Here is a 26,239-nt window from a genome sequence, read left to right on the forward strand (position 1 = left end):
GACTCATGACCCCATCCTGGGCCGTGACCACGCCAACAGCAGTATTCAACGTTTCTCGATCCTGAACTCGCCCTGTTCGGCGGACTCGCTATGAACCGCTGGCCTCAACTCACCCTGACACACAGGGGGCCGCCGCCGTCATCGCGGTTCGGGAAGCAGCCGTCGCGCCCGCTGGCCCGCGAGGCCCAGCGGCATGGTGGCCCTTGCCGCCGCCTGTGTGGGCGCGTGTCCGGTCACCAGGGGTGGGTTGCCGTTGTGGGTCAGGTGGCCTGTTCGGTGCGGCTGTCGGCGGCGGGGAGGTCGGCCAGGCGCATCGGCGCCCCGTGGTGGCGGTGCAGCCACCACACGGCTTCGGCGGGGTTGATGCCGGTGACGTCGGCGTGCACGGCGGTGGCCACCGGGTAGATGGTCCCGGACGCGGCGAGTTCCTGGTGCAGGTGCCGCTCTCGGTCCGGCGAGTGCAGCCAGAACAGCACCGGCCAGATCCGGCCGGTGACGTGCGCGAGTTCCCGATATCCGTCGATCTTGTCGACGAGGCGGGACAGCGGCCGTTCGGTGCCCAGGTCGTACTCCAGGAAGAACGGCACCCTGCGGTCGCCGTCGGCCCAGATGCCGTGTCCGTCCGGCCGTGATCTCGGCCGGTAGATGCGGACGGTGACGTCGTCGTCGGGTTCGGCGAAGGCGCCCATCTGCTGGCAGCGTCCCGCCGGCCACCAGCGCGCCAACTTGCTGCCGGGATGGGTGCGGGCGTGACCGGCCAGGGCGGTGAAGAAGCCGTTGACCCCGAGCAGGTGCGGCAGGTTCGCCCGCCTGGTCAGGTGCCAACGCCTGCGCCGGGCCTGATCCTTACGCGGCAGGTCCTCGCCGCGCTGCGCGGCAACGACCTCGACGCCGAGCTGCGCCAGCACGTAGTGGTAGGGGTAGGAGCCGCCGTCGGGCTTCTGCGGCCGGAACCGGTCCAGCACCCCTAACTTGTGCGTCAGGGCGCGTAGGCGTTCCTGGGCGTAGTCGACCGACGGGTAGAGGGCTTCGGCGATCTGGAAGGAGGTGAGCACGCCGTGGTCGGCCAGCCAGCCGAGCAGGACGAGGTCCCGGTCGGTGAGCTGAGCCTGCACCCGAAGCAGCGGATCAGGCATGCGCCACCACCGTTCCCAGGTGGAGAGACCCAGTCGGAGGGTCTGTCGCAACACGACAGACAGTGCTGACAGCGGCCCTGAGCTGGGCTGTGAGTCGAACCAGAGGGTCCGTTCGGGGGTCCTGTTGAAGCGGGACGCCAAGTAGGAGACCCGGCGGGACCCGCAACGGGAGGTCAAGCCCGCCGCTGTCAGCGGGAGACGTCGGAGATGCGGTAGCCGCCAGCGGCGGTGAGGATCGTTGCGTGAACAGGATGTACTCCAAGGTGAGAAGGGGTTTCTTGTTGGGTTGTGCGAGGCGGATGTCGCCGGACAACGGGCAGAGCGGGTCTGCACCGGGTGACGCCGGCCGGGACCTTGACATGCAGAGATCAGGTGTCACTGTGGAGATGTCAACGAACGAGTCAGCCCCGCGAGGGGCCGACCGGATTCGAGCAGCAGTGGTCGCGACGACCTGACAGGGCAGGTCACCGTCGATGCGAACAGGGATAAGCGGCGGAGTCGAGCACGCGACATGCCGACGATCTTTAACAGCGCCCAAACGGCGCCCCGGTGCTCGTCGGCAGGGACTTACCACGACAGAAGCGGAAGCGCCCCGTCGTGGGCGGCGGCTTAACTCGCCGGCGTCAGGTCCTTCATCAGCGGTCCTCCTATCACCCAGCGCCCCGTCCCGGCGACGTGTGCCGTGAACGACGACAGGCGCCACCGGAAGGGGTGCCGCCTGCGTCGGGACGCGACCGGACAGGCCGGCCGCGCGGGGAACGCTCATTCAGTACGCCCCGGCAACCCGCACCGGGTCAAGCCTATCGTCGGTAACGATCAGATAACGGGTCTTGACGGTTGTGTCTCTCTGTGCTTCTGCGTTCGCCTCCATTATCCCCAGTGCTCCTCAGTCCACCTGCGTCCACTCGACGGTGGGGTGTCGTTCCTTGCGCATCGAGTCGTAGCCGTCGAAGGTCGAGAGCGTGCAGAAGTGGGATCCGCTGAAGGAACACCAGCTGCTGTTGCTGCGGCGCATCGGTGACGGTGACGACCTCAGCGGCCCCGACGGCGTCGATCAGCGTCTCTCCGCTCGGGCGTTGCAGAACCGCCGGCTCGTCGACGTCAGCCGCCGAGGTGGCGTGTGGCGGGCGCAGATCACTGACGCCGGCCGCTTCTACCTCGACAACGGCATCCATCCTGACCGGCTCCTGGGCGGCGCGGCGGCTCCCCGCCAGCGAGCCCGCATGGTCAACGCCGCCAAACGGGGTGAGTCGGCTTCGGCCAGGTGGGAAGCCGGTGGCGCCGTCACCGCGGCCGGCTCGGCGGGTACCCCGGCCGCTGCGATGGTGGAGCAGGCCCGGCAGCTCGTGGAGCGACTCCAGGCCGAGGGCGGAACGGTGCGGGTCGAGAGCCCCGACTCCGAGGAACGGGCCCGGTGGCGGCGGGTCATTCACGCGGCTAAGCAGCACGGTCTCGTGCCCGCCGGGTTCCACCTCAAGCACACCGGCCGCGCCGCCGGAGACCTCATCATCCGCCTGTCCAATGACGACGACCCGAACGAGACGGACTGGAACCGGATCCGGCTCAACACCCGCCGCGTCACCACCGATCCCGATCTCGTGTTCTCCGCGCGCTGGAGAAGAACCCGGCCGGGCTGGAGGTTACGGAGGCATCCGTTCCCCGGGCGCTGGACCTGATCCGCGGCCTCGCCGCCGAAGCTCGGCGGCGAGGCTACCGGGTCGGGGTGAACACCAAGACGAAGAACCCGTCGGTCTATCTCCAAGTCGACAAGACCCGTCGCAGAGTCCGGTTGATCGAGGAGTGCGACGAGATCCCCCAAGTCCCCACCGATCAGGAAGCCCGGCAACTGCGGCGCAACCGGTGGATGGTGCTCCCCAAGACCGACCGGGTCGCCTCCGGCCGGCTGCGGATGGAGATCGCCCGCGCTGGCTGGGACAAGAAGGACACCTGGGCCGACGACAAGCGCACCACCCTGGAGAAGCACCTCCCCCGCATCATCCGCGACGTCGAAGCCGGCATCGCCGCCGACGAGGAAGCGAAACTGGCTGCCCAGCGGGCCCACGACGAATACGTCGCCGAGCTGAATCGGCGAGAGGCCGAAGAGCGTCGCCGCTGGCAGGCGGCCCTCGACGAGGCCCGTCCCCAGGCCGCGGAACTTCTGCGTAAGAAGGCGTTCCGGCGGGCGTACGACTCCTGGATCTCCGCCAACGAGATCCGCGCCTTTTGCGACGCCCTCGAAGTAGCCGGCCCCGATAGGCCGGACGACTTGGATAACCGAGCCCGATGGATCGGCTGGGCGCGAGCCGCAGCCGACTGCCTTGATCCCACCTGCGGCGACGGAGCCCTCGCCGGCATCGAATTCGACATCGCCCCCAGGCCGACGACCTCCGGCCCTTCATCGGCGACTGGAGCCCACACCAGCCCCACCGCGAGTACCGCTCCGAGCAGGACCAACAGGCCATCGACGCGACCCGACTTCAGGCCGACACCTGGCACCACGGCATGCGCGGACGCGCCACCTGGTGGCGCAAATAACAGGCACGCGCAGAAGCTCGCTCATGGTTGCCGACGGACGCATACGCCTACCGGCGGGTGAACTGGTCTTGCTTGGTGCCGGCCAGGAAGCTGGTCCAATCCTCCCGGCAGAACAGGAGAGCCGGGCCGGTCGGGTCCTTGCTGTCCCGTAGAGCCACCGCGTCGGCGAGGTCGGCGACCTCGACGCATTGGCCGTTCCCGCTGGATCGGGTGCTCTTCTTCCACTGGGCGCGGGACAGGTCGACTGAGGTCATCCCGTACCTCCTCCCTCACTGATTGCCGCGGCGTGTTCCTGGATCAGCTTGATCGAGCTGGTTGGGTCGAGTGCGGTAGCGCGGAGGTGTTCGAACGTGCTGGTGTAGCGGCGGACGTCTGCTTCCCGTTCGAGGAACAGGTCGCCGGCCATGCTGTCGACGTACACCAGGGCGGGGTCCGCTGGGTCGGGGAAGTCCATGACGACGAACGAGCCGGGCATGCCGGCGTGCGCGCCCGAGGTGAACGGGATGACTTGGAGCGTGACGTTCGGCTGGCCCGCCGCGCTCACCAGGGCGTCAAGCTGTTCGGCCATGACGGCTGGTCCGCCAGTCAGCCGGTGCAGGACAGCTTCGTCGAGGATCGCCCAGAGGCGCAGCGGCTCTGCCTTGCGGAGCGACTCCTGCCGCTGCATGCGCGCCTCCACCCGGGCCTGCACGTCCGCGTCGGTCGCCAGCGGCAACACACCCCGGATCACGGCGCGGGCATAGTTCTCGGTCTGCAGGAGGCCCGGGACGAAGAGCGACTCATAGTTGCGGACCGAACGGGCTTCGGCTTCGAAGCTGATGTACGTGGTGTAGAGCTCCGGCAGTTCCGACTCGTACGCCTGGAGCCAGCCCAGCTGCGCGGCCTGGCGGGACAGGGCAATCAGCTCGCTGCGCTTGTCCTCGTCGGTGACGCCGTACTTGTCCAGCATCGCCATCAGGGTGCGCCGCTGCGGGCGGACCTTGGCCGTCTCGATGCGGTAGAGGGTGGCGGGATTGATGCCGGTCTGCTCGCTGACCTCATCGCGCGTGAGGCCGGCGGCGGTGCGCAGGCTGCGCAGCTCCGCCGCGAGCCGCCGGAGGCGCACGGTGGGCGGTTGCCGTCGAGCTGACAACTCCATGTCCCTTCGCTCCTGTCGTAGTCAGAGTGTGCCCGCCGTGCGGATGCAACCTCCAGGCAGGCCAGGCAAGTGACGTACATGCGAATGCAATCCTTGCATTCTCACTAGTGCATAGGCACTATGGGCATGAGCATGTCAGGTCGGTGCGGCTCATCAAAGCCGCGCGGTACGGCGGTGGGCTCGCGCTCCCAGGGGCTCACCGCCCGTCCGGCCTCGGACGCCTCTCGACGGGACGCAGCCCGTCACCCGAAGCGGGCTGCGTCCCTGCCGAGAGGCCGAGTCAGGGAGGCAGCGCAGTGGTCCCATCCCTCGTCCTAGCGGTGGTCGCGATGCTCGGCTTCGCCGCCGGACTGTTCCTGTTCAAGGTCAAGTCCCGATGGTGCCGACGGTGCGGGTCGGCACTGAACTGCCCCGACTGCGGAGGCCGCAGATCCCGCCCGCATCCCGGCCGGACGAGTCGGACGAGTCGGACGAGCGGACTGTGACCCCCACGCCGATCACACCTGTAGTCGCCGTCGCGCCCGGCGACGTCGTGCACCTACGCGAACAGGACTACCAGCACGGCAGCGGCCCGCTACGGCTGCGGATCGTCTGCGTCCGCCTCGACCTCAGCCTCTGGTACGACGGCCAGTGGGTGTGGCTCGAAGGCATCGAAATGCCCTCGCCCGGCCGAACCGGACGCTTCCGACACGTCCTTGCCCGCATCGCTGCCCTCCCACAGCCGCAGGACTGACATGGCCGCCACCGTCTACCTGTCCGCAGCGGCCCTCGACCAGCTCACCACCGCGCAGCGAGCACTCGACGAGCACGTCACCTCCAGCGCCACCGGCTACTGCCTGCGCTGCCAGCTCATCGGCCCCTGCCCCACCAACGAACAAGCCGCCGCAACCTTCACCCGCTACGGCCGCCTACCCCGACGAACACCCGGCGCAACCCGACCGCAACTCATCAACGCCCGCCGCATCACCGCCGGCCCCGATCCCGCAGCCGACCTCACCCGGAGGTACCAACCGTGACCCTGCCCGACATCGCCGCCGCGCTCCGAGACCTGCACGTCTCCATCGGCCAACAGCAGGACCTGACCAAGGTCGTCATCCAGGACGCCGAAAACGCTCGAGCCGAGTTCCGCGCCCTAACCACCGGAGCCACCAACCCCCTGGTCAACCGAGCACTGGGCAATTACGCCCAAGGCATCGTCAAACTCCGCGACGGCTCATGGCTGCTCGCCGAAGCCGGCGGCATCCTCGCCGAGTACGCCCGAGCAATCGGCATCGACATGCCGCCACGGCAGCCGACCGAGGGCAAGCGGAAGGCCGAGCCGATTCACGACGAGCAGAGCGACATTGGTCCCCGCCGGCCTGGCCCTCACCGGCTCCCGCCAGCCGACGACCCGGCACCGCGCGACCCGGCGGCTGGCTAACCCCTTTATGGCGTGGTGGCGGTGGCGACGGCCGGCGCTCAGCCACCCGCCGTCGCCACCGCCACCAAGTGCTTGCCGACGAGGTCCTGGGCCTGCTTGACCTCGTCCACGCCCTCTTCCAGTCGGACAGGAGCCTGCCGGCACGCACGCACCGCGCTGTTCAGCAGGTTGTTGCCCCCGCCCCGGCTGACCTTCTGAAAGTGGGCTTGAGCCTTGTTCACCGAGTCGACGACCTCGGCGATGCCACGACCCACCTGATCGAGCGTCTGCAGCACCATGCTCAACTCCGCCATCACCGACCCGATCGGACCGCCATCCCGCCCGGCAGTGATTCGATCCAGTCCGGCGTTCATGGCCCGTCCGACCAGGCCACCGACCTTCATGCCGGCGTACGCAGCACCCACCGCCACCAAGGGTGAGGGCTGGTGGCCCGCGGCATCGACTGCCGCGGTGGCTGCCACAGCTATCCCAGCGCCTGCCACCTTCCCGACCTTCTCGCTAACCTTGGTGATGCCTTCTCGAGCGGACTCGATTGCGGTGTCACGGAGGGCGCCGACCGTTGCCGTCAGCGCGCCAGCAGCCTTTTGCCGCGCCCCGGGTCTGCCCAGGTCCCTGGTTCGTCCCCGCTGGCCGCGCCCTCTCGTCCAGGCCATCGACAGCTACCGCACCAGGTCGAGGAATGCGCAGCCAGACGCCACCAGCATCGGAAGAGTCTTGGCGAGCTCGCTTGCCACCTCGGCGGCGGTAGCTGCCAGCACGGGGTAGCCGGCCGCCGCGTGTCACCGCGGGGCGGCCGCCTGCTGCTGCCCCTCCCGGAGCCCGCTCGTTGGCGGAGGTCTCACGAGTGGGAACCGCATCACGATGATCAGCTGCTGGCGCATGTAGCTGCTCATCAGGTTTCCATTTGGGGAGGAGCGCTCGTGCCGAACTACGTTGCGCTTGGGGACCTCACGCATCTTCCGTTCGATCAGCCGGCGCAGCGACGGGGCTATGACGACGTCAAGGGACTGAAGAGGTGTGAACGTCGGCTTTTCAGCTACAGCGACGTCACTGATTGGCCACGGAGCGCGTCGTGGCTCGCGGTCGGTGCGCCGTTTCGGCACACTGGCCAGAGTGGATCTGGGTGCACGGTGGGCGGAAAGCGCAGAATGCCGAATGAGTGAGCTCCCGTCTCGCATCGGCCGATACGCGGTCAGTCGTAAGCTCGGCAGCGGCGGTATGGGTGAGGTGTTCCTCGCGTACTCGCCGGCGGGTTCGCCTGTGGCGGTGAAGGTCATCCGAAGTGATCGGCTGGATCCGGTCACCCGCGCCCGGTTCGAACGAGAGGCCGCCGTCGCCCGGACGGTGATCGGCACGAATCGCATCGCCCGATTCCTGGAAGCGGACCCCTACGCGGACCGTCCCTGGCTGGCGATGGAGTACGTCCCGGGTTACACCCTGCAGGAGTACGTACGCGAGCACGAGGTGCTGCCCGTGGCTCTGGTGGCGAGCCTTGGCGCGCTCGTCGCGGAGGGCCTGGAGGCGGTGCACGGTGCCGGCCTCCTGCACCGGGACCTGAAGCCGCAGAACGTGATACTCGGCGCAGACGGCCCGGTGATCATCGATTTTGGTCTGGCGGCATTCGTCGATGCCTCGTCGTCGCACGACTCCCTGTCGACCAGCGGGATGATCATCGGCTCGGTGCGGTGCATGCCGCCCGAGCAGGCCGGCGGGAACCCGCGGGTTACCGCGGCGGCCGACGTTTACGCGCTGGGCACAGTTCTTCTGTACGCGGCGGCCGAACACTACCCGTACGACGGGCCGTCGTGGCAGGCCATCATCTGGCAGATCACGAACCCCGAGATCCAACCGGATCTCACTGGGGTCCCCGCCCGTCTGCTCCCACTCCTGCGGAAGATGCTCGCCTTCAAGGCCGAGGAACGTCCGACGATCTCCGACGTGGCTGCCGCCTGTGCCGAACTGCTGGCGGACGCCTCCATCAGCCCGGCCGACGCACGGTTGGCTCTCATCGGCAGGACCGCCGGCCGAAATCCGAGTCTGCGGGAGGGCCAAGTGCCGTCGCCGTCGATCGAAGCAAGGCTCGACGAGCTGAGTACCGAGGGCGGCTCGGATGCGGATGGGCCGCTCGATGTGCCGCCGGCAACTCCCGAACCTGTGGAAGTGGGGGGGCCAGAGATCGCGGAGCCCGAGGCCTCTGAGCCACCGGTTCGGCCTCGGGAACGTCCATCGCGACGGCCGGCGTCCAGCCGGGTGGCGGCGGAGTTGCGAGCCGCCTACGCGGCCCAACCGACCCTGTAGCAGGGTGTAGGGCGGTCGAACAGCAGAACGAGGAGCGGGGCAAAGGGTGAATATCGAGGCCGAGACCGCAACCGGCGAGGGAAAGGTGTCGGCCGGCTTCCCGCCAGGGTCGCAGGTACTCGTACGTGACGAGCAGTGGCTGATACGCAAGAGCACGTTCACCAGGCGCGACAGATGGATGATCGAGGTCACTGGGGTGTCGCCGTTCGTCCGCGGCGAGGAAGCCATCTTCTATCAGAGCCTCGACGACATCCGAATCCTCGATCCGCGCGAGACCAAGCTGGTGGCAGACGACTCGGCGAACCACCGGCGGGCCCGGCTGTTCCTGGAGGCGGTATTCCGCAAGACTGCGCTGCCCCAGACCGAGCACGGGCTCGCGCTCGCAGACGGGTTCCTGATGCATCCGCAGGTGCACCAACTGCGGCCGGCTGAGCTGGCGCTGTCGATGAAGAATCCGCAGCCTCGGATCCTGATCGCGGACGTGGTGGGCCTGGGCAAGACCCTGGAGATCGGTATCTTGCTGGCCGAACTGATCCGACGCGGTCGCGGCGAGCGGATCCTCGTGGTGACGCCGCAGCACATCCTGGAGCAGTTCCAGCGGGAGATGTGGACGCGGTTCGCCATCCCGCTTGTCCGATTGGACTCGACCGGCATCCAGCGGGTGCAGCGTGAGATTCCGGCGGGACGCAACCCGTTCGCGTACTTCAAGCGGGCGATCATCTCGGTGGACACGCTGAAGAGCGCCGTCTACGCCCATCACCTGGAGCAGACCGACTGGGACGCCGTCGTCATCGACGAGTCGCACAACCTGGTCAACCGGGGCACCCAGAACAACGAGCTGGCCCGGTTGCTCGCTCGCAAGACCGACGCGCTGATCCTCGCGTCAGCCACGCCGCACAACGGCCGAGCAGAGTCGTTCGCCGAACTCATTCACATGCTGGACGAGGCCGCGATCGCCGATCCGAGCAACTACGATGTCGACCAGCTTGAGCATCTCTACATCCGCCGGACGAAGACCTCGCCTGAGGTGCGCGACTCGCTGACCGGTTCCTGGCCGGATCGCGGGCCGTCGACGCCAGTGCACGTTCAGGCCAGCGCGGCAGAGACCGCAGTCTTCGCGGAACTGATCGAGCGGTGGATCCCGGCCGAGGGCGGTACTTCGGTCAGCACACATCAGCTGGTGCCGTATCAGCTGCTCAAGTCGTTCCTCTCCTCGCACCGGGCGTTGCTGGCGACAATCCGGACGCGGTTGAAGACGATCGCCACGTCCTTGGCCGAGAAGCCGGGCGATCAGGCGCGCCTTGCGGAGCGGACAGCGCTCCTGACGCTGCAGGAACTGACTGGGCACATCCAGGACGACGACGCGTCGAAGTTGACCGCCTTGGTGGCGCAGCTGCGTGAACTCGGCGTCGCACCGGGGTCGGACACCCGGGTTGTGATCTTCTCGGAACGCATCCCGACGCTCATCTGGCTGGCCGAGACCGTTCCCGCTGTGCTCGGGTTTCCAGCCACCGCCGAGGTCACCGATCGCAAACCCTGGACGGCTTTCAATGGCGCTGTGCAGGTCATGCACCGCGAGTCGACCTCGGATGAGGAGCAACAGCGCATCGTCGAAGCGTTCGGCCTGCGTGACGCCCCAGTCCGGATGCTGTTCACCGGCGACATCGCCTCCGAGGGCGTCAACCTTCACCAGCAGTGCCACATCCTGATCCACTACGACCTGCCGTGGTCACTGATCCGAATCGAGCAGCGCAACGGCCGCATCGACCGCTACGGGCAGAAGCACTCGCCGCAATTCCGGGCCTTGGTGCTCACCAGCAACCTGCCGTGGCGTACCGATCCGGAGTCCGGCGCCGCACGCAGCCTGGACGACCGCCTGGTCGGTGAGAAGCTGCTGGCCCGCGAGGCCGAGGCCCACAAGATCGAGGGCTCGGCAGAGGCAGTGACCGGCCTATACCGGGCGCAAGAGGAAGAAGATCGCCTGATCAAGGATCTGGTCGCTGGCCGGACCGTGGAGCAGTCGATCAAGAAGTCCCGAGCGGGCCGGACCGGTTTCCTTGCCAAGCTCGTCGGTCAGGTCGGCGCGGTCCCGGAGCGCAAGGAAGTCCTCAGAGCGGAGGTGTTGACGCTCTTTTCCTCGACCGCGGACTACTTCGACGAGGGTCTCCGGCAGATTTGCCGGCCCAACCCTGAGGACCAGCTGTCGCTGTACCGCGACGACAACGCCACCATCGCCTTCGAGCCGCCAGCTGATCTGCTCTACCGGCTGCGGTCGCTGCCCAGGTCGTACCTGAAGGAGCAGCAGATCCTGCCGGGGCCGGATTCTCCCGGGCGTCTGCGTATAACCTTCTCCAAGGATCTCGCCGATGCCCGGCTGACGGTGGCGCGGGAGAGTTCAGACTCGCAGTGGCCGACGGTCTCCTACGTGACCGACGTACATCCGGTGCTGGACTGGCTCACCGACAAGGTGCTCGTCGAGGTCGGCCGGCACGAGGCGCCGGTCCTGGCTGCAGCCGTGACCGAGCCGGTCTTCCTTGTGCAGGGCATCGCCTCGAACCGGCTAGGCCGGCCGACCATCGTCAAGTGGATGGCGGCCACCGGCCTGCCAAATGACCCCAGGACCGTCGAGATTACTCCTGAGCTGCTGGCCGAGTTCGGTCTCGGGCCACGGATGCCGGCCCGCGCCGTCCCGCGGGACTTGGACGGGCTGACGAAGATGGTGCCGGAGGCGATCGAGGAGGCGCGCCGCTACTTCGGCGAGATCGAGGGCGGTTACCGTGCCGACATCAAGCGGACCCTGGAGCCCTACCGGGACAAGGTCGGCAAATGGAAGCAGGAAGCGCTGTTCGCCGGGCCGCGACCGGATCACCGGCAGGTCGACAGCACCGCCGAGCGCCTGATTCAGCTGGTGGCATCGCTGGAATCGGTCGGGGCGCCGATGTTGCGCCTCTTAGCAGTGCTGGAACCGCTCGCCGACGGGGTGAAGGGGACACAGGGATGAGCCGCGACTACGACTCACTCACCAACCGGGGCGAGTACCTCTCCGCGCACTACCTGGCCGAGGACCTGGACACCGACCTGCGGAAAGGGATCTTCGCGGTATGGACCGGGCGCGAAGGCGACGAGAACGACCCCCGCCGTACGCCGCGCGAGCTGATCCGTGGTCTGCGCGGCAGCTACCTCGGCGAGGACGGGCGGTCCTACTTCGCCGCTGTGGCCGAGGCCGACGGCGGCGGCCCGATCCGTCTAGCCACCTACAACAACCCGGAGTGGCGCAAACGCCTGACCGAGTGGCACCAGGAGATACTGCGAGCCCTCGGCTTCGACCCTGCACCGGTCGAACTCGTCGCGCATCGGGCCGGCCGCGACCACACCGTCACCGTCGCGCTGCACACCGACGAGATCATTGCGATCGACTGCGGCTGGACAGGCAACGCCGACGCGGCCCTCGACCCGAACGGTGCCGGGCGCCTGCTGCATCCCCTGCACGTCAGCGGATCAGAAAAGTACGAGAGCGGCGCCGCGCTCGCGTCGTGGCTGTTCCAGAGCGAGATCGGCGGTCCCGGCGGCACCCACCCGCGTTTCGTCCTGCTGCTGCACGGCGGCGTGATCATCCTCGCCGACCGCGGCACCTGGGCCGAGGGGCGCTATCTCGCCGCGAACCTCGACACGGCGTTGGAACGCTACGACCGGACCCAGACCGGCGAACTGTCGACCATCGCCGCTCTGTTCAGCCGCGACATGCTGCGCCCCGGCGACAACGATCCGACCCGCCGCATCGACGTACTGCTGAAGAACTCCAGCACCAACGCCGTCGGCGTCTCCAAGGAACTGCGGCACGGCCTGCAACGCTCCGTCGAGATCCTCGCCAACGAGGTTCTGCTCCGCATGGCGGAGCCGGGCAACAACGTACGCCCGGAGGACATCGAGAGCCCGAAGCTGCCGTTCGCCCGGGAGCTGACCCGCGAGTGCCTGCGGTACCTCTACCGGGTCCTCTTCCTGCTCTACGCCGAGGCCCGGCCCGAGCTGGGCATCCTGCCGACCGACGACGACAGCTACGAGAGCGGCTACTCGATGGCCCGGCTGCGGGAGCTGTGCGCCCTCGACGAAGAGCTCGTCGAGGAGGAATCGAGAAACGGCTTCCATCTGTACGCGTCCCTCGATCTGTTGTTCAACAAGGTCAACTTCGGGCACCGGCAGTACGGCACCGAACCCGACGACGACCTCCCCGGCGATGACGAGGCGACCCGCAAGGAGAAGGCCGAACGCCGCAGCGAAGATCACGGACTGCGGTTCGAAGCGCTGCGCAGCACCCTGCTCGAACCGGGCGCCATCCGGCTGATCGGCACCCGCACCCTCGACCCGCGCAGCGACGAGGATGAGGATCCGCGCTGGCTCGACCTACGGCCCCGGAACGCCGCCCTGCACCAAGTGCTGCGCCTGCTCACCATGAAACAGGGCAAGAAGGGCGAGCGCGGCGGCTTCGTCTCCTACCGTAACCTCGGCATCAACCAGCTCGGCGCCGTCTACGAGGGCCTGATGTCCTACACCGGCATCATCGCCGACGAGGAACTCTGCGAGGTCGCCCGCGAAGGGAACCCAGACGAGGGCTCGTGGCTGGTGCCCGCCCACCGCCAGCAGGACTACCCGGACGAGACGCTGGTCCGCTACAACGAGGCCGACGCCCGGCACGGCCTGCGCGGCGTCAAGAAGTACGCAAAGGGCTCGTTCGTCTACCGGCTATCCGGCCGTGAGCGGGAGACCTCCGCCTCGTACTACACGCCGGAGTCACTGACCAAGGTCACGGTTGAGCTGGCGCTCAAGGAGCGGCTCGACCAGGAACGCGACGCGGGCGGCCACCCGATCAAGACCCGGGCGGCGGCGTTGCTGTCGTACCGGCTCTGCGAACCAGCGCTCGGCTCCGGCGCGTTCCTCAACGAGGCGATTAACCAGGTCGCCGAAGAATACCTGCGCCGCCGGCAGGACGAACTGGGACGGTCCATCCCGTCCGGGCAGGTGCTCACCGAGAAACAGCGGGTCAAGGCCTACATCGCTCTGCACAACGCATACGGCGTCGACCTCAACCCGACCGGCGTCGAGTTGGCCGAGGTCTCGCTGTGGCTCAATACCATGCACCCGGGCATGCTCGCGCCTTGGTTCGGCCTGCATCTGCGGCGCGGGAACTCGCTCATCGGCGCCCGGCGCTCGATCTACGCTGCCGACGACGTCTGCTCCACCGCAAAGGAGTGGCTCAAGGCCAAGGGAACCCTGGCCCCGACTCCGCTGCCGATGCGCGATGAGTACGGCAACCCTCAGCCGCTGCCGGCCAACGCTGTGCACCAGTTTCTCTTGCCCACGCCGGGCTGGGCCGCTGTCGCCGGCAACACCGAGGCAAAACAGCTTTCTACCGACCAGAACAAGAAGCTCGCGGACTGGAAGAAGGGCATCCTCCAGCGGCCGACGCGGAACATCTCACATCTTAAGGCGGACGGCACCCCGAAACTGGTCGCCCGCACCCAGCAGCCGCAGCAGGAGAAGCCGTCCCAGTTCACCCGGCTCCGCGACGCCGCCCGGCGAGTCGAGTTTCTCTGGGCCGCGGTCGTCAAGCGGATGGACATGTCCGAGCAGAACATCGCCCGGCGGATCCCGATCTGGGGAGCTGGGACGGACGATCCCGAGTACGGCTTCCTGCACCGGCAAGAGCGATCAACACCCAAGGAGGACGTGCTCCGGGACCTCTTCGAGGCAGTCGACACCCCGTACTGGCGACTGAAGCTGGTCATGGACGCCTGGTGTGCCCTCTGGTTCTGGCCGGCTGACCAGGCCGGGCTACTCGACGGCACCGACGAGGAGTACGAGATCAGCGGCAGCATCGTCCGTGACAGCCTCGCCAGCCTGATCAACATCACAGTCCCGGGAACCGAACCACCAGCCGAGCTGCCGCAGCAGGAACCAAACGCTGCGGTCGCGCCCTCGGCGCCTGCTGCCCGGCGCATGATCTCGCGCCCGATGACGCTCTTTCCCATGAACGGCGATCAGACGAGCCTCGACGACCTTGGTTGGGGTCTGGAGCCCGAGCCGGCGCACGTGCCGCAGCAGCCCCAGAAGAAGGCGCCGAAGGCCCCAAAGTCCTCGGCACCGACACTGCGCAGAGCCATCCCCCTGAAGAATCTCGACGACTGGCTCGACTTCCTCGAAGCAGTCCTCGGCACCGCCGACGTCCCGCAGAACAGTTTCCTCGACGCGTACGACACGCTCGACAAGCTAAAGGATTTCGAGAAGTCCCTGTCCGGATTCTTGAACATGGACACCAAGCCGCCGGAAGACAGGTTCCCGTGGCTGCGGGTCGTCCGGGACATCGCTGAGCGGCAGGGCTTCCTGCACTGGGAGCTAGAGTTCGCGCTGATTTTTGCCGAGAGGGGCGGCTTCGACCTTCAGGTAGGTAACCCGCCGTGGGTCCGGCCCCGTTGGGACTCCGACGCCGTGATGGCCGAGTACGAGCCTTGGTTCAAACTTGCCGACCGCCCGTCCGAGTCCGACAAGGAGCGCCAACGGCGGCAACTCCTTCAGCGGCCTCCGGTCAAGGCCTTCGTTCTCGACGAGTTGACCAGCAACAGCGCGACGGTGGCGTTCACCAGTTCGTCACAGACGTATCCGCTGCTAGCGGGCACCCAGCCGGACCTCTACCGCGCCTTCATGTGCCAGGTGTGGGCGCATACCTCTCCACTCGGAACCTCCGGCATGCTGCACCCAGACACCCACTTCGCTGGCGAGAAGGAAGGACCGCTGCGCGCGGCGGCCTACCACCGACTCCGCATTCACGGAGACTTCGTGAACGCCGGTCAGCGTTTCTTTCCGGAGCCGGTGGGCCATACCGCTCACTTCGGCGTTCACATCTATGGGCAGCCCCAAGAGATCAGGTTCGACCACCTGTCGTGGCTGGTATCGGCGGACGCGTTGCGGCTCTCCGCCGATCATGACGGCTCTGGTGAGGTGCCGGGTATCCGGTTCATGAACCGCGAGTTCGATGAGCGACCGCATCGATCCCGGGTCGTCACCGTGAACGAACAGGTCCTCACTGTTTGGCGCAAACTGCTTGACGAGGAAGAGCGGCTGCTCAGCCACGCCCGTCTGCTCTTCCCGGTAAGTACCGCCGAGGCATCGGCGATTGAGGCCCTAGCCGCCTATCCACTCCGTCTTGGGTCGCTTGAACCGCAGATTTCTCGAGGTTTCGATGAAGCCGGTGCCAAGAAGACAAGACTGATCGACTACAACAGGGAAGACGTACACACCGGACTCGCGTATCAGCCGAGTAGTTGGAGTGAAGTCATCCTGAAGGGGACCCAACTGGGTCCCGCCACGCCCGTCTTCAAACGACACGACGCCAACACCAACGACCCATACGGTGTGAACCTCGTCAGCTTACCGCCGGACTACATACCCGACACCGCATATGTGAGGGTGGCCGAACGCGCGGAGGCTTATCGGCAAGCCCACGATCGTTGGATTGATCACTCCGAGTTGGCACGGCTCCGCTCCGATGTCGAAGCTCTCCGCGACGCACGGGCATTGATAGCCGAGGTGGAGGACATCCCTGAGTCGGACGTCGACCCGGAGAAGGTGGACGCCATCCTGATCCAGAAGTCGCGCCGACCGTACGTCGACTTTCACCGGGTAGCTTGGCGTCGCCAGATTGCCCCGAACAGCGAACGTGCCCTCTACGCCGCCCTCCTCCCGCCGGGGCCTGCCCATATCGACGCCATGCACACCTTGACGATGCCGAATAACCGTCTCAATGTCCTGGTGGGAGGATTTTGGGCGTCTTTGCCGCTTGACTATTTCCTCCGGGCGACCGGTCGAGGAGACCTGCGCGTCGCTGGCGCCAAGGCTTTGCCGGCACCCGACGAGGATCATCCGTTTGCCCGTGCTCTCCTCCTTCGGACGCTTCGGCTCAACTGCCTGACCTCGGCGTACCGTGACCTTTGGGCTGAGATCTACGACTCGGAGTGGGAAGGCAACGAGGCTTGGGCGCTGGATTGGGCTGGGGCAAGCCCGCTGGCCGAGGTCGACCCGGAATGGACCTCGAAAACGCCGTTGCGGAGTGAACGAGACCGGCGGGCTGCATTGGTAGAGATCGACGCTCTTGTGGCTGTGTGGCTGGGAATGAGCGCTGACGCGCTTATCGCCGCCTACCGCGGGCGTTTCCCAGTGCTTCAAAAGTTCGAAGCGGCAAGCTGGTTCGATGCGAACGGCTGGAAGTTCGCCGATTATGCCCGGACAATCGGTCAGCGACAAACCAAAGAAACCTGGGCACAGTTCGAGGCTTACCAGAACGACAAGGCCGAGCCGAAGACTGTCGCACCTCCGGAGGGCTTCACGCCGCCGTTCTACAAGGCGGACCGGGTGGCTGAGATGACAGCGGCGCACGCGGTGTTCCAGGCTCGGCTGGATGCGGCGATCGCTCGCGGCGAGTGGGATCCGGTCGCGCGGAAGGCGGCGAAGCAGTGAGGCCGACCCTGGAGGCGCGCGGGCTGAAGGAGAGCCTGCTGCAGTACCTGTCGACCACCTACGCGCTGGCCGACGAAGGTGCCCGGGAGGCGCTGCACCGATTCCTCGGCAACGAAACGTCGGGGATGTTCCGTGGGCCGTTCCTGCGGATCAGGACTCCGTTCACCACGGCGGCGCCGGGTTGGGAGCAGCATCTGGAGTGGCGGCGGGAGGGCTGGACGCCGTACGCCCATCAGGCTCGGGCTTTTGCCCGGTTGAGCTCGGCGAATGGTCACGCGCCGGAGCCGACGCTGGTCACCACGGGCACAGGCTCCGGTAAGACGGAGTCGTTCCTCTACCCGATCCTCGATCACTGTCGCCGGGAGCGGGCGGCCGGGCGGTCCGGGGTGAAGGCGTTGCTGCTGTACCCGATGAACGCGCTCGCCACCGACCAGGCGCAGCGGATCAACGAGCTGCTTCTCGGGCACCGCGACGAGCTGGGCGCCCTGACGGCCGGTCTCTACATCGGTGACCGGGCCGCGATCCAGTACGAGCGGGTCTACACCCGCAGGCAGGACATCCAGCTGACCCCGCCGGACATCCTGATCACCAACTACAAGATGCTCGATCTGCTCCTTCAACGAGTCGACGACGCGCCACTGTGGCAGGACGCGGACCTACGGTACGTAGTGGTGGACGAGTTTCACACCTACGACGGCGCGCAGGGCACCGACGTCGCGATGCTGCTGCGCCGGCTCGCCTCCGTCGTGGGCGCCGGCGAGGAGGGCCGCCCGCTGGGCCCGATCTGCCCGGTGGCTACCTCGGCGACGCTCGCCTCGGCTTCAGACGAGCGAGCCACGGAGGACCTGTTGAAGGTCGCGACCGCGGTGTTCGGCACGGAGTTCACCTCCGAGGCGATCATCGGTGAGAACCGGCTCACCATCGACGATTTCATCCCTCTTCACGACATCGAGCCCCTACCGACCCCGACGCCTGACGAGCTGCTCGCTTTGCCGGACCCCACCACCGGCGATGATGCGTTACTGCTGCTGGCTAACGCGGTGACCGGTGTCGAAGACCTAAATCAGGTCGAACTCGGGAAACGCCTCAAGCGGCACCTGTTCACGAAGGCGCTGCTCATCGCTCTCGAGGGCGATGTGAAAAGTGGCCCGGACGTGCTGCGGCTGATGTGGCGTGCCGGCGCGCAGAGCTGGTCGTCGGCGATCACTCGGCAGCCGGAGAAGGCCGCTGCGGCGCTGGCCAGGTTCGTGGCGCTGCTCTCGTACGCCCGTGATCCTCAGTCTCCGCCCGGCGAGCTCCGGCCGTTCGTGCATGTCGAGGTGCATCAGTGGGCTCGGGCGGTGACCCGGCTGTTGCGTGGGGTGTTGCCGTGGCCGAAGGCGGAGTTCCGGTGGGACGTCGCCGGGACCCGCGATCCCGGCACCGATCAGGGCGTCGTGACGGTACCCGTGACGACCGCGACCGCCGGGCAGGCCGCGAACCTGTTCCTGCCGGCGGTCTACTGCCGGGAGTGTGGTCGCTCCGGCTGGGCGGTCTTCTCGCCGGAGAGCGACGACTGGGATGTCCAGTTCGACAGCTACAAGATCCGCCGGGCCTCGACGGGGCAGGACAAGGTCCGGATCCGCTACCTGATTGCGGCCACCGACCGGGAGGCCGCCGAGGGCGCCGGCCGCAACACGATGCGCGACGCCGGCCAGCGTGTCGGAGCACCGTTGGCGTCACAGGGCCCTGGTGGGACGCTGATGGTGCTGGACGCCGTCCGGCAGCGGCTGCGGCTGCCGGACCCGGGCTCCGACTACAACGAGGACGGGCAGCCCGCACTGACCGCGCGGGATTCGACCTTTTTGCTGGTCAACCTTGGTTCGACGGCCAACACGGCCGCGGCGGAGGACTGGTGCCCGGCGTGCGGTGAGCGCAACGCCATCCGCTTCCTCGGCACCGGTGCGGCCGCTCTGGCCGCGGCGGCCATCACGCAGCTGTTCACCGCTGGTGAGCTGGACAAGGAGGCGTTCGAGGACAAGACCCTCATGTTCAACGACTCGGTCCAGGACGCGGCGCACCGGGCCGGTTTCGTGGCGAACCGGTCGTACACCTTCTCGCTGCGGGCGTTGCTCGCCGCGCACCTGCGCCAGGAGTCCGCCACCGCTCTGAACGACCTGATCGCCGACGTGGTGTCGGCGACGACCGATCCGCAGACCCTCGCTGCGGTCGTACCTCCGGATCTGCATGGCCTGCTCGGTGTCGACCGCCTGCTGTCCGGCCGCGGACGTGGTGGCGATATCGCAACCTGGCAGTTGATCGGGCAGCGGCTGGCGTTCGAGACGCTGATGGAGTTCGGGTTCCGCTCCCGCAACGGCCGCACGCTGGAGCTCACCCGCACCGCGGCGGCGCACATCCACCTCGCCGATCCGGCCGCCGTCACGGCGATGGTCAAGGAGATCCACCTCGATCTGGGCCGGGACGGCCTGCCGATCATGGAGGCCGACGACGCCACCTACCTGGGTTTCGTCCGGGTATTTCTGGAACGGCTTCGCAGCCGCGGCGCTGTCTCGCACAAGTGGCTGAGCAAGTACATCGACGAGGCTGGGACGAGCCGGTACTTCATCTGGGGACAGCGTCCGCAGGGCATGCGAGCGTTCCCGAACCGGGTCGCGGCGCCGAAGTTCCTGCTCGCGGCGCCGAAGAACGGCAGTGACTTCGACGTCGCCTCCGGCCGGCTGTCCTGGTACGAGCGGTGGGCGGGACGCACCCTCGACCTGTCGCGGGAGGTCATCCCGGAGTTCTGGCACCGGCTGCTGCCTGAGCTGGCCTCGGTTGGGCTGTTGTCCGTTCGTACCCCGAATGATTCCTCCGCCCGCATCTACGGCCTGCAGCCGGGCAACATCGAAGCCCTGCTGCTGGACGACGGCCAGGTGCGGGAGGCTTTCGTACGCTGCCCGGTCTGTTTCTGGGAGCAGACGGTGCATCCGTCGCTGCTCGACCAGTGGCACGGCCAGCGGTGCCCGGCCTATCGGTGCCGCACCGGCCGCCTGATCGCCGGCAACCGGCCGATGGAACTCGGGCGCCACCAGCGTGACCGTGACTACACCCAGGACTACTACCGCCGGCTCTACCGGCAGGCGGGCACCTATCAGGTGAACACCGCCGAACACACCGGCATGCTCACCCGCCAACAGCGGGAACGGGTCGAGCAGGCGTTCAAGCAGGGCCGCAAGCCCGACGAGACGGGCGTAGTGGCGTTCAAGAACCCGAACGTCCTGTCCTGCACGCCAACGCTGGAGATGGGTATCGACATCGGGGACCTCTCCGCTGTGGTACTCGCCGCGCTGCCCCGTCGCCCGGCCGGCTACGCCCAACAGACCGGACGTGCCGGACGGCGTACCGGCAACGCGTTCCTGCTGACCATCGCCGACCGCTCTCGGCGTGACCTGTACTTCCTGGATCAGCCGAAGGAACTCATCGCCGGGATGATCGTGCCGCCGGGCTGTTACCTGTCCGCGGTGGAAATCCTGCGCCGGCAGTACCTCGCCCACCTTCTCGACCTGGCCGCGGCCGGACGCCTTGCCCGCCCTGACGGCGTCGTACTGCGGGCGCTGCCGGACCGGGTGAACGCGCTGTTCGGGCCGTCCGGGTATCTCGTCGACCTGATCGAGGTCGCCATCACCCAGGCCGCCGAACTCGTGGCGGGTTTCCTCCGGCTGTTTCCCCGCGACGACGGCGCCGACCTGTTGCCACGCGGTGTCACCGAAGATGCACGTAACGATCTTATCGAGTACGCGTCACATGGCCTGCGGGCGGCGCTGGAGGAAGCCGAGCGGGAGTGGCGACGCCAGGACGAAGGGTTGCGGGCCCGGATCCGGATAATCAGCGAGGCCTACGACGAGCTGCACGACTCCGACCCTGACGAGGCGGATGAGAAGGCGATGCTGGATGCCGAGCGGCGTGCGCTCGGCAAACGGCTGATGGACCTCGGGAACACCACGGCGCAGGGTGCGTTGTGCGATCTGGGCCTGCTGCCCAACTACGCCCTGGTCGACACGGTCACCACCCTCAACGCCACGCTGTACGGGCCGGACGGTGTGAGCCCGAAGGACGGCAAGACGCCCCGGTACAGGTCGAGTCAGGTGAGCTACCAGCGGCCCCGCCGATACGCCCTGGAGGAGTTCGCCCCCGGCAACACCTTCTACGTCAACGGCTACCGTCACCAGATCACCGGCATCGACATCATCACGTCTGGCCGGCCCGAGTGGCATCACTGGCGCGTCTGCCCGGGTTGCGGGTACATCCGCACGGAAGACGCCGTGCACGACCGGTCTGCTTGCCCCCGCTGCGACAGCACCTACATCGCTGACGACGGCTGCCTCTTCCAGGTCGTCGAGCCGTCGACCGTGACTTCGCGTGACCTGCGGGAAGACGCCCGGATCCGGGACGACAAGGACGAGCGCGACCGTCGCTTCTACACCGTCGTTGACGCGGTCGACTTTCCCGACGACGAGATCGCCCCCGGTTCGTGGCGGCACGCGCACCAGACCTTCGGCGTCGACTACTGCCGGCGCGCGATGATCCGGCGCATCAACGTCGGGCCGGCCCGCTATGACGCGCCGCCGCGGGACGACTTCGCCGGCCACACCGTACGGATTAATCCATTCCACGTCTGCACCGGATGTGGGGCAACGAGCGCGGACGGCCAGCCGGTCTTCAATCTCGAATCGGACGCTCTCACCTCCTCCCAGGCACGTAACCCGCAGCTGAAGAATCACCGCCCATGGTGCCCGCTGCGCCGGGGCAAGCCGGACAACATCACGCAGGAGAAGGTCCTGCTCGCCCACCAGTTGCGGACAGAGGCGCTACGCATCCTCCTTCCGGCTGCGGCTGCCGACGTCGACACCCGGGTGTACTCCTTCCGGGCCGCGCTGCGGATGGGCGTAGACCTGCACTTCGGCGGCGACCCGCAGCACCTGGACACCACCGTCGCCTCCATGCCGGACCAGGCGAGCGGGGAACGCCGCTGGTTCCTGGTTCTCTACGACCGGCTTCCGGGAGGCACCGGCTACCTGGACCGGCTCACGAAGGCCGAAGACTTCCAGAAGGTGCTCTTGAAGGCACACACCGCGCTGCTCGACTGCAAGTGCAAGGACGAGCAGCGCCGGGCCTGCCATCGCTGCCTGCACCGGTATACCCCCGAACCGCAGCAGGACCTTGTCTCCCGCAACACCGCGCTCCGGATGATCAGCTCGCTGCTCTTCGATGACGACGGGTGGAAGACCGAACCTGTCGCCAACACCCGGAAGATCGGACTGGACGGCCAGCTCGAATCCGACCTCGAGCAGCGCTTCCTCGACCTGCTGCGCGGCTGGGTGTCGGTTACCAACGACGTATCGCTCGACGAGGACGGCCACGCCAGCGGGCACCTGCGCTTTGCCCGCGGCACCGACCTAGTCCACTGGCGGATGACTGCCCAGCAGCAGCTGCGCCGGACCAGGACCGACTTCACCTTCAATCGAGTAGACGGTCCCAGCCAGAGTGTCACCGTCTACCTAGAGGGCTTCCGGTTCCACGCCACCCCTGAGCACAACCGCATCGCGTCGGACGCCCGGCAGCGGACCGTCCTACGCGCCGAGGGCCACCGTGTCTTCCAGGTCACCTGGTCCGACATCGAGCTGTTCGAGCAGCGGCCGACCTCCACCCGGCCGGTCTGGCCGCCGTACTCAGGAACGGCGCAGGAACAGGCCAAAGACGCTTACGAGGAGTTCGACGGCAACCGGGCCCAGCTGACCGGCATGATCTACACCAACCCGGTGAGCTCTCTGATCGCCTACCTGCGAGACCCCGACGAGCAGCGGTGGGCGTCAGCGGCGGGCGCCATGGTGACCGGACTGCTGGCCGAGCCAGGAACCGCTCTACTAACGGCGACGACCGATCGCCGGGAACTGGCCCGGACGCTCCGTGCCGAACTCAACGGGCTCACTGCTGGTCAACCCGAACAGCCCCCGCCTGCCGGGGACCCGGACGCCACGCTGCACGCTTTCCGGGCGCACGATCAGTGCGGGCTGCCGATCATCGTCACCCTCGACGCCAAGGATCCGGACCATCCGCGCTGGACGGCGCTCGCGGCTCTCGACGACCGTGACGACGCACTCACCGGCGATGGCCACTGGCGGCGCTGGCGCTCGTGGCTCTACTGGACGAACCTCACCCAGTTCCTCGCGTACGCCGGCGGTGACGGAGCCCAAGTCGCCTACAGCACCGCCGCCGAACTCGACCTTGACACCCTCCTCGTCTGCGGCGGCGTCGGTGAACTCGACTCGCTGAACGGCCCGCCGCCGCCGAAGCCGACGGTCAGCGTCGACAAACCCGCTGCGGCGACGTCCGGACCGCGGGACCAGCAGTGGGACGACGAGATCCTGGAGATCCTCGACGATGAGCCGGAACACGGCGGTGACCTCGGTGTTCTCGCCCGCAGGCTGGCCGACCGGGGCAAACGCGCACCCGTGTTCGGCTATGAACTCGGCGCCGGCCGCTGGCAGGTCGACTTCGCCTGGCTCCTGCCAAACTTCAAGATCGCAGTAGTGGCCCTGCACGGTGATGACACCGACGCACGGCACCGGGACGAGGCATACGCCGAGGAAGGCTGGACGATGCGAACCGCGGCCGAGTGGCTCCAACACCTCGACGAACTCGAAGACCTGCTGCCCGACATGGAAGACTCCGAGTCATGACCGCGCGACTCAGCCTGCATTACAAGGCCGAGGAAGAGCTCTACAAGCTCGACCGGACGGTCAAGGGACTGTTCTACGACTTCTGCCACCGGTTTCGGAAGAACCCAGATCAGCCCGGCCTGGATCTGAAGAAGCTCAAGGGCGACTCCCGCATCCACCGCGCCAAGATCAACCAGTCGTATCGGGCACTGCTCATTCCGGTCGAGACCGACGAGCGTGGCCGCCAGCACTGGCTGATCATCGCGGTCCGGCATCGCAAGGACGTCTACGACGAACTCCAGGTCGCGGTCAACCGCGTCACCGGAGAGCTGGAGTTCGTCGACCTCGCCGTGATGGGCGACAGCTCCCTGCAGCGTGCCGGGATCACGCTCACCCCGGCCGAGCCCGATGATGTAGCTCCAACGCCGGCTCCCATTCGAGAGCCCGATCAGGTTCCAGACCGGCCGCCCCTACTCGGTGCCTACACGGCCGACCAACTCCGCGACCTCGGCGTTGCCGAGCAGCTCATCGACTTGGCCTTGGCTGTCACTACTGATGAGGAACTCGACCGACTCGTCTCGGGTGCACCGCTGCTTTCCAAGGACGTGCTCTACGGACTCGCGGCAGGGATGAGCATCGACTCAGTGCTCGAAGAGGTGACCCGCCCGGTGAAACTGCCAACTGAGCCGGACCTCGCCGACATCTCCACCGCGGTCAGCCGAACCAATGTCTCGTCGATCGACGACGACGTGCAGGCTGCCCTAGACGAGGGCAGTTTCCGTAGCTGGAAGCACTACCTGCACCCGACCCAGGCCAAAACCGCTCGGCGTGAATACACCGGCCCGGCCCGCGTCTCCGGTGGTCCGGGCACCGGCAAGACCGTCGTCGCGCTGCACCGGGTCAAGTATCTCGTCGAGCAGCTGACCGACGACGGCGTGCAGATCCTGCTCACAACCTTCACCGCCAACCTCGCCGCCGACCTGCGGCTCCGCCTCACCTCCCTGATAAGCGAACCGGAGCTGCTGGCGAGGGTTGACGTCATGCACATCGACCAGCTTGCCGCCCGCGTCATCGGTGAGAACACCGACCAGCGCAACCGGCGCAAGCGCATCAGCGATCAGGCAGCCATGATGGAGATGCGGCAGCTCCTCCTCGAGCTCGACGAAAAGCGCTGGGAGGCCGACTTTCTCCTCGACGAATGGGAGCAGGTCATTCTCGGCCAGGCACTCACAAGCCGGTCGGACTACTTCAGCGCCCGACGGGGCGGGCGTGGCCGCGCACTCACCCGCCCAGAACGCAGCCAGATCTGGAAGCTTATCGAGCAGTTCGCCGCTCGTCTGGACAAGCTCGGCGCCGAGACCTGGGGCCAGGCCGCCGAACGCGCCGCCCGCTTCGAGATCGAACGCGCCGCCGCAGCGGAGCGGTACCGGAGCTCGCCTGCGACGGCTGACGACAGCTCCGGCTCTCGGCCTTTCGCGTACCGGTACCGGCACGTCGTCGTCGACGAAGCCCAGGACCTGCGCGCCGCTCACTGGAAGATGTTGCGCGCCATGGTCGAGCCAGGCCCGAATGACCTCTTCATCGCCGGCGACACCCACCAGCGGATCTATGACCACCAGGTCTCTTTGGGTGCTCTGGGCATCAATATTCGGGGCCGCTCACGTCGGTTGACACTCAGCTACCGCACCACCCGCGAGATCCTGGAACACGCCCTCCGGATCGCCGAGGGCAACAAGACCGTCTACGACGATCTCGACGACGGCGTCGACAACCTCTCGGGATACCGGTCCGTGCTGCACGGCCCCACACCGACCTTCCTGGGATATCAGAACTGGCCGGGCGAACTGGCCGGCGTCGGCACACTGCTACAGGGATGGCGCGACGAACTCTCGACGGACGACGATGGCGCCCGCCAAGACCCGTCCGGCCACGTCGCGGTCGCGGTCGCGGATCACGAACAGCTGACCCAGGTCATCGAGTACCTGGAGAAACAGGGCGGCCTGACCTGCGCCGAGCTCACTAAGGACGGGCCGCGTGGCGACGGCGAGATTCACGTGGGGACGATGCACCGATTCAAAGGCCTTGAGTATCAGCGGCTGGCGATTATCGGAGTGCGCAAGGGTGCGATCCCACGTCCCTACATCGAACGATACCGCCGGTCCGACCCGCAGCGGTACGAGCTCGAGCAACGGAAGGCCCGGTCGCTGCTGTTCGTCGCTGCGACCCGTGCCCGAGACGTACTAGCCATCACTTGGCACGGTGCACCCAGCCCATTGTTGGATCCAGTGGTCAACGGCTGAGACAGTCTTCACCCACGCACAGTGCGTACTTCCCGTCACCAAATGAGCCTGCCGCTATGCCGCTGAACTCTGTTCCCAAGCCGCTCTTGGGTCACCGCGGGAGGAGCGACAACCCTGACAGTCGGACCAAGAGCAGCGCTCTATCGGCGACAAGGCGTGCCCGTTCACCACGCCCTGATGCGACTGCTCGATCTGGACTGCGCCGT

14 protein-coding genes are annotated in these 26,239 nt (G+C 67.2%); 10 read left to right on the forward strand and 4 right to left on the reverse strand.

Features of this window, described 5'->3' with window-relative positions:
* Positions 1-260 precede the first annotated feature (260 nt).
* Entirely contained in the window at positions 261-1,136 is an 876-nt protein-coding gene (locus tag KBX06_RS23310; protein WP_210838634.1) for a replication-relaxation family protein, read from the reverse strand.
* Positions 1,137-2,098: 962 nt separating this feature from the next.
* Here KBX06_RS23310 and KBX06_RS23315 point away from each other — a divergent pair.
* Both KBX06_RS23315 and KBX06_RS23320 read left to right on the forward strand, forming a co-directional pair.
* Positions 2,099-2,812 (forward strand): hypothetical protein, encoded by a 714-nt coding sequence (locus tag KBX06_RS23315; protein ID WP_210838636.1) that lies wholly within the window; start codon positions 2,099-2,101, stop codon positions 2,810-2,812.
* Positions 2,813-2,859: 47 nt separating this feature from the next.
* Positions 2,860-3,732 (forward strand): hypothetical protein, encoded by an 873-nt coding sequence (locus tag KBX06_RS23320; RefSeq protein ID WP_210838638.1) that lies wholly within the window; start codon positions 2,860-2,862, stop codon positions 3,730-3,732.
* Here KBX06_RS23320 and KBX06_RS23325 read toward each other — a convergent pair.
* Together KBX06_RS23325 and KBX06_RS23330 are read right to left on the reverse strand one after the other, a co-directional pair.
* Positions 3,719-3,925 carry a DUF397 domain-containing protein gene (locus KBX06_RS23325; RefSeq protein WP_210838640.1) on the reverse strand — a complete coding sequence of 69 codons (207 nt, stop codon included), beginning with the start codon at positions 3,923-3,925 and terminating at the stop codon, positions 3,719-3,721. The genes KBX06_RS23320 and KBX06_RS23325 overlap by 14 nt on opposite strands.
* Positions 3,922-4,809: a helix-turn-helix transcriptional regulator gene (locus KBX06_RS23330; RefSeq protein ID WP_210838642.1), complete on the reverse strand. Its 888-nt coding sequence runs from the start codon at positions 4,807-4,809 to the stop codon at positions 3,922-3,924. Before KBX06_RS23330 ends, KBX06_RS23325 begins: the two co-directional genes overlap by 4 nt.
* Before the next feature lie 481 nt (positions 4,810-5,290).
* On the opposite strand from KBX06_RS23330, the gene KBX06_RS23335 reads away from it, so the two are divergent.
* Genes KBX06_RS23335 through KBX06_RS23345 form a run of 3 tightly spaced genes read left to right on the forward strand, consistent with a single transcriptional unit; the run spans position 5,291 to position 6,229 of the window.
* Complete coding sequence (locus KBX06_RS23335) at positions 5,291-5,542, forward strand: hypothetical protein (RefSeq protein ID WP_210838644.1); 252 nt, start codon at positions 5,291-5,293, stop codon at positions 5,540-5,542.
* Between the two features lies 1 nt (position 5,543).
* Entirely contained in the window at positions 5,544-5,825 is a 282-nt protein-coding gene (locus tag KBX06_RS23340; protein WP_210838646.1) for a hypothetical protein, read from the forward strand.
* Positions 5,822-6,229, forward strand: a complete 408-nt coding sequence (locus KBX06_RS23345) for a hypothetical protein (RefSeq protein ID WP_210838648.1) — start codon at positions 5,822-5,824, stop codon at positions 6,227-6,229. Before KBX06_RS23340 ends, KBX06_RS23345 begins: the two co-directional genes overlap by 4 nt.
* Positions 6,230-6,267: 38 nt before the next feature.
* Here KBX06_RS23345 and KBX06_RS23350 read toward each other — a convergent pair whose 3' ends face one another.
* On the reverse strand, positions 6,268-6,696 hold the full coding sequence (locus KBX06_RS23350) for a hypothetical protein (protein WP_210838819.1): 429 nt from the start codon (positions 6,694-6,696) through the stop codon (positions 6,268-6,270).
* A 688-nt stretch (positions 6,697-7,384) separates the two neighbouring features.
* Here KBX06_RS23350 and KBX06_RS23355 point away from each other — a divergent pair.
* Genes KBX06_RS23355 through KBX06_RS23375 form a run of 5 tightly spaced genes read left to right on the forward strand, consistent with a single transcriptional unit; the run spans position 7,385 to position 26,033 of the window.
* Complete coding sequence (locus tag KBX06_RS23355) at positions 7,385-8,527, forward strand: serine/threonine-protein kinase (protein ID WP_256442461.1); 1,143 nt, start codon at positions 7,385-7,387, stop codon at positions 8,525-8,527.
* Positions 8,528-8,573: 46 nt separating this feature from the next.
* Positions 8,574-11,528 carry a DEAD/DEAH box helicase gene (locus tag KBX06_RS23360; RefSeq protein WP_307854736.1) on the forward strand — a complete coding sequence of 985 codons (2,955 nt, stop codon included), beginning with the start codon at positions 8,574-8,576 and terminating at the stop codon, positions 11,526-11,528.
* Positions 11,525-17,035 (forward strand): class I SAM-dependent DNA methyltransferase, encoded by a 5,511-nt coding sequence (locus KBX06_RS23365; RefSeq protein WP_210838651.1) that lies wholly within the window; start codon positions 11,525-11,527, stop codon positions 17,033-17,035. Before KBX06_RS23360 ends, KBX06_RS23365 begins: the two co-directional genes overlap by 4 nt.
* Positions 16,999-23,754 (forward strand): DEAD/DEAH box helicase, encoded by a 6,756-nt coding sequence (locus KBX06_RS23370; protein WP_210838653.1) that lies wholly within the window; start codon positions 16,999-17,001, stop codon positions 23,752-23,754. The genes KBX06_RS23365 and KBX06_RS23370 overlap by 37 nt, the downstream gene beginning before the upstream one ends.
* Positions 23,751-26,033: a UvrD-helicase domain-containing protein gene (locus KBX06_RS23375; protein WP_210838655.1), complete on the forward strand. Its 2,283-nt coding sequence runs from the start codon at positions 23,751-23,753 to the stop codon at positions 26,031-26,033. Before KBX06_RS23370 ends, KBX06_RS23375 begins: the two co-directional genes overlap by 4 nt.
* Positions 26,034-26,239 lie beyond the last annotated feature (206 nt).

Source organism: Micromonospora sp. C31 (genome assembly GCF_018070575.1).
In the GTDB taxonomy this organism is placed as follows: Bacteria; Actinomycetota; Actinomycetes; order Mycobacteriales; family Micromonosporaceae; genus Micromonospora.

Coding starts and splice junctions, on each gene's coding strand:
- KBX06_RS23310 (WP_210838634.1), bottom strand. CDS start 1,136: ATGCCTGATCCGCTGCTTCGGGTGCAGGCTCAGCTCACCGACCGGGAC.
- KBX06_RS23325 (WP_210838640.1), bottom strand. CDS start 3,925: ATGACCTCAGTCGACCTGTCCCGCGCCCAGTGGAAGAAGAGCACCCGA.
- KBX06_RS23330 (WP_210838642.1), bottom strand. CDS start 4,809: ATGGAGTTGTCAGCTCGACGGCAACCGCCCACCGTGCGCCTCCGGCGG.
- KBX06_RS23340 (WP_210838646.1), top strand. CDS start 5,544: ATGGCCGCCACCGTCTACCTGTCCGCAGCGGCCCTCGACCAGCTCACC.
- KBX06_RS23355 (WP_256442461.1), top strand. CDS start 7,385: ATGAGTGAGCTCCCGTCTCGCATCGGCCGATACGCGGTCAGTCGTAAG.
- KBX06_RS23365 (WP_210838651.1), top strand. CDS start 11,525: ATGAGCCGCGACTACGACTCACTCACCAACCGGGGCGAGTACCTCTCC.
- KBX06_RS23375 (WP_210838655.1), top strand. CDS start 23,751: ATGACCGCGCGACTCAGCCTGCATTACAAGGCCGAGGAAGAGCTCTAC.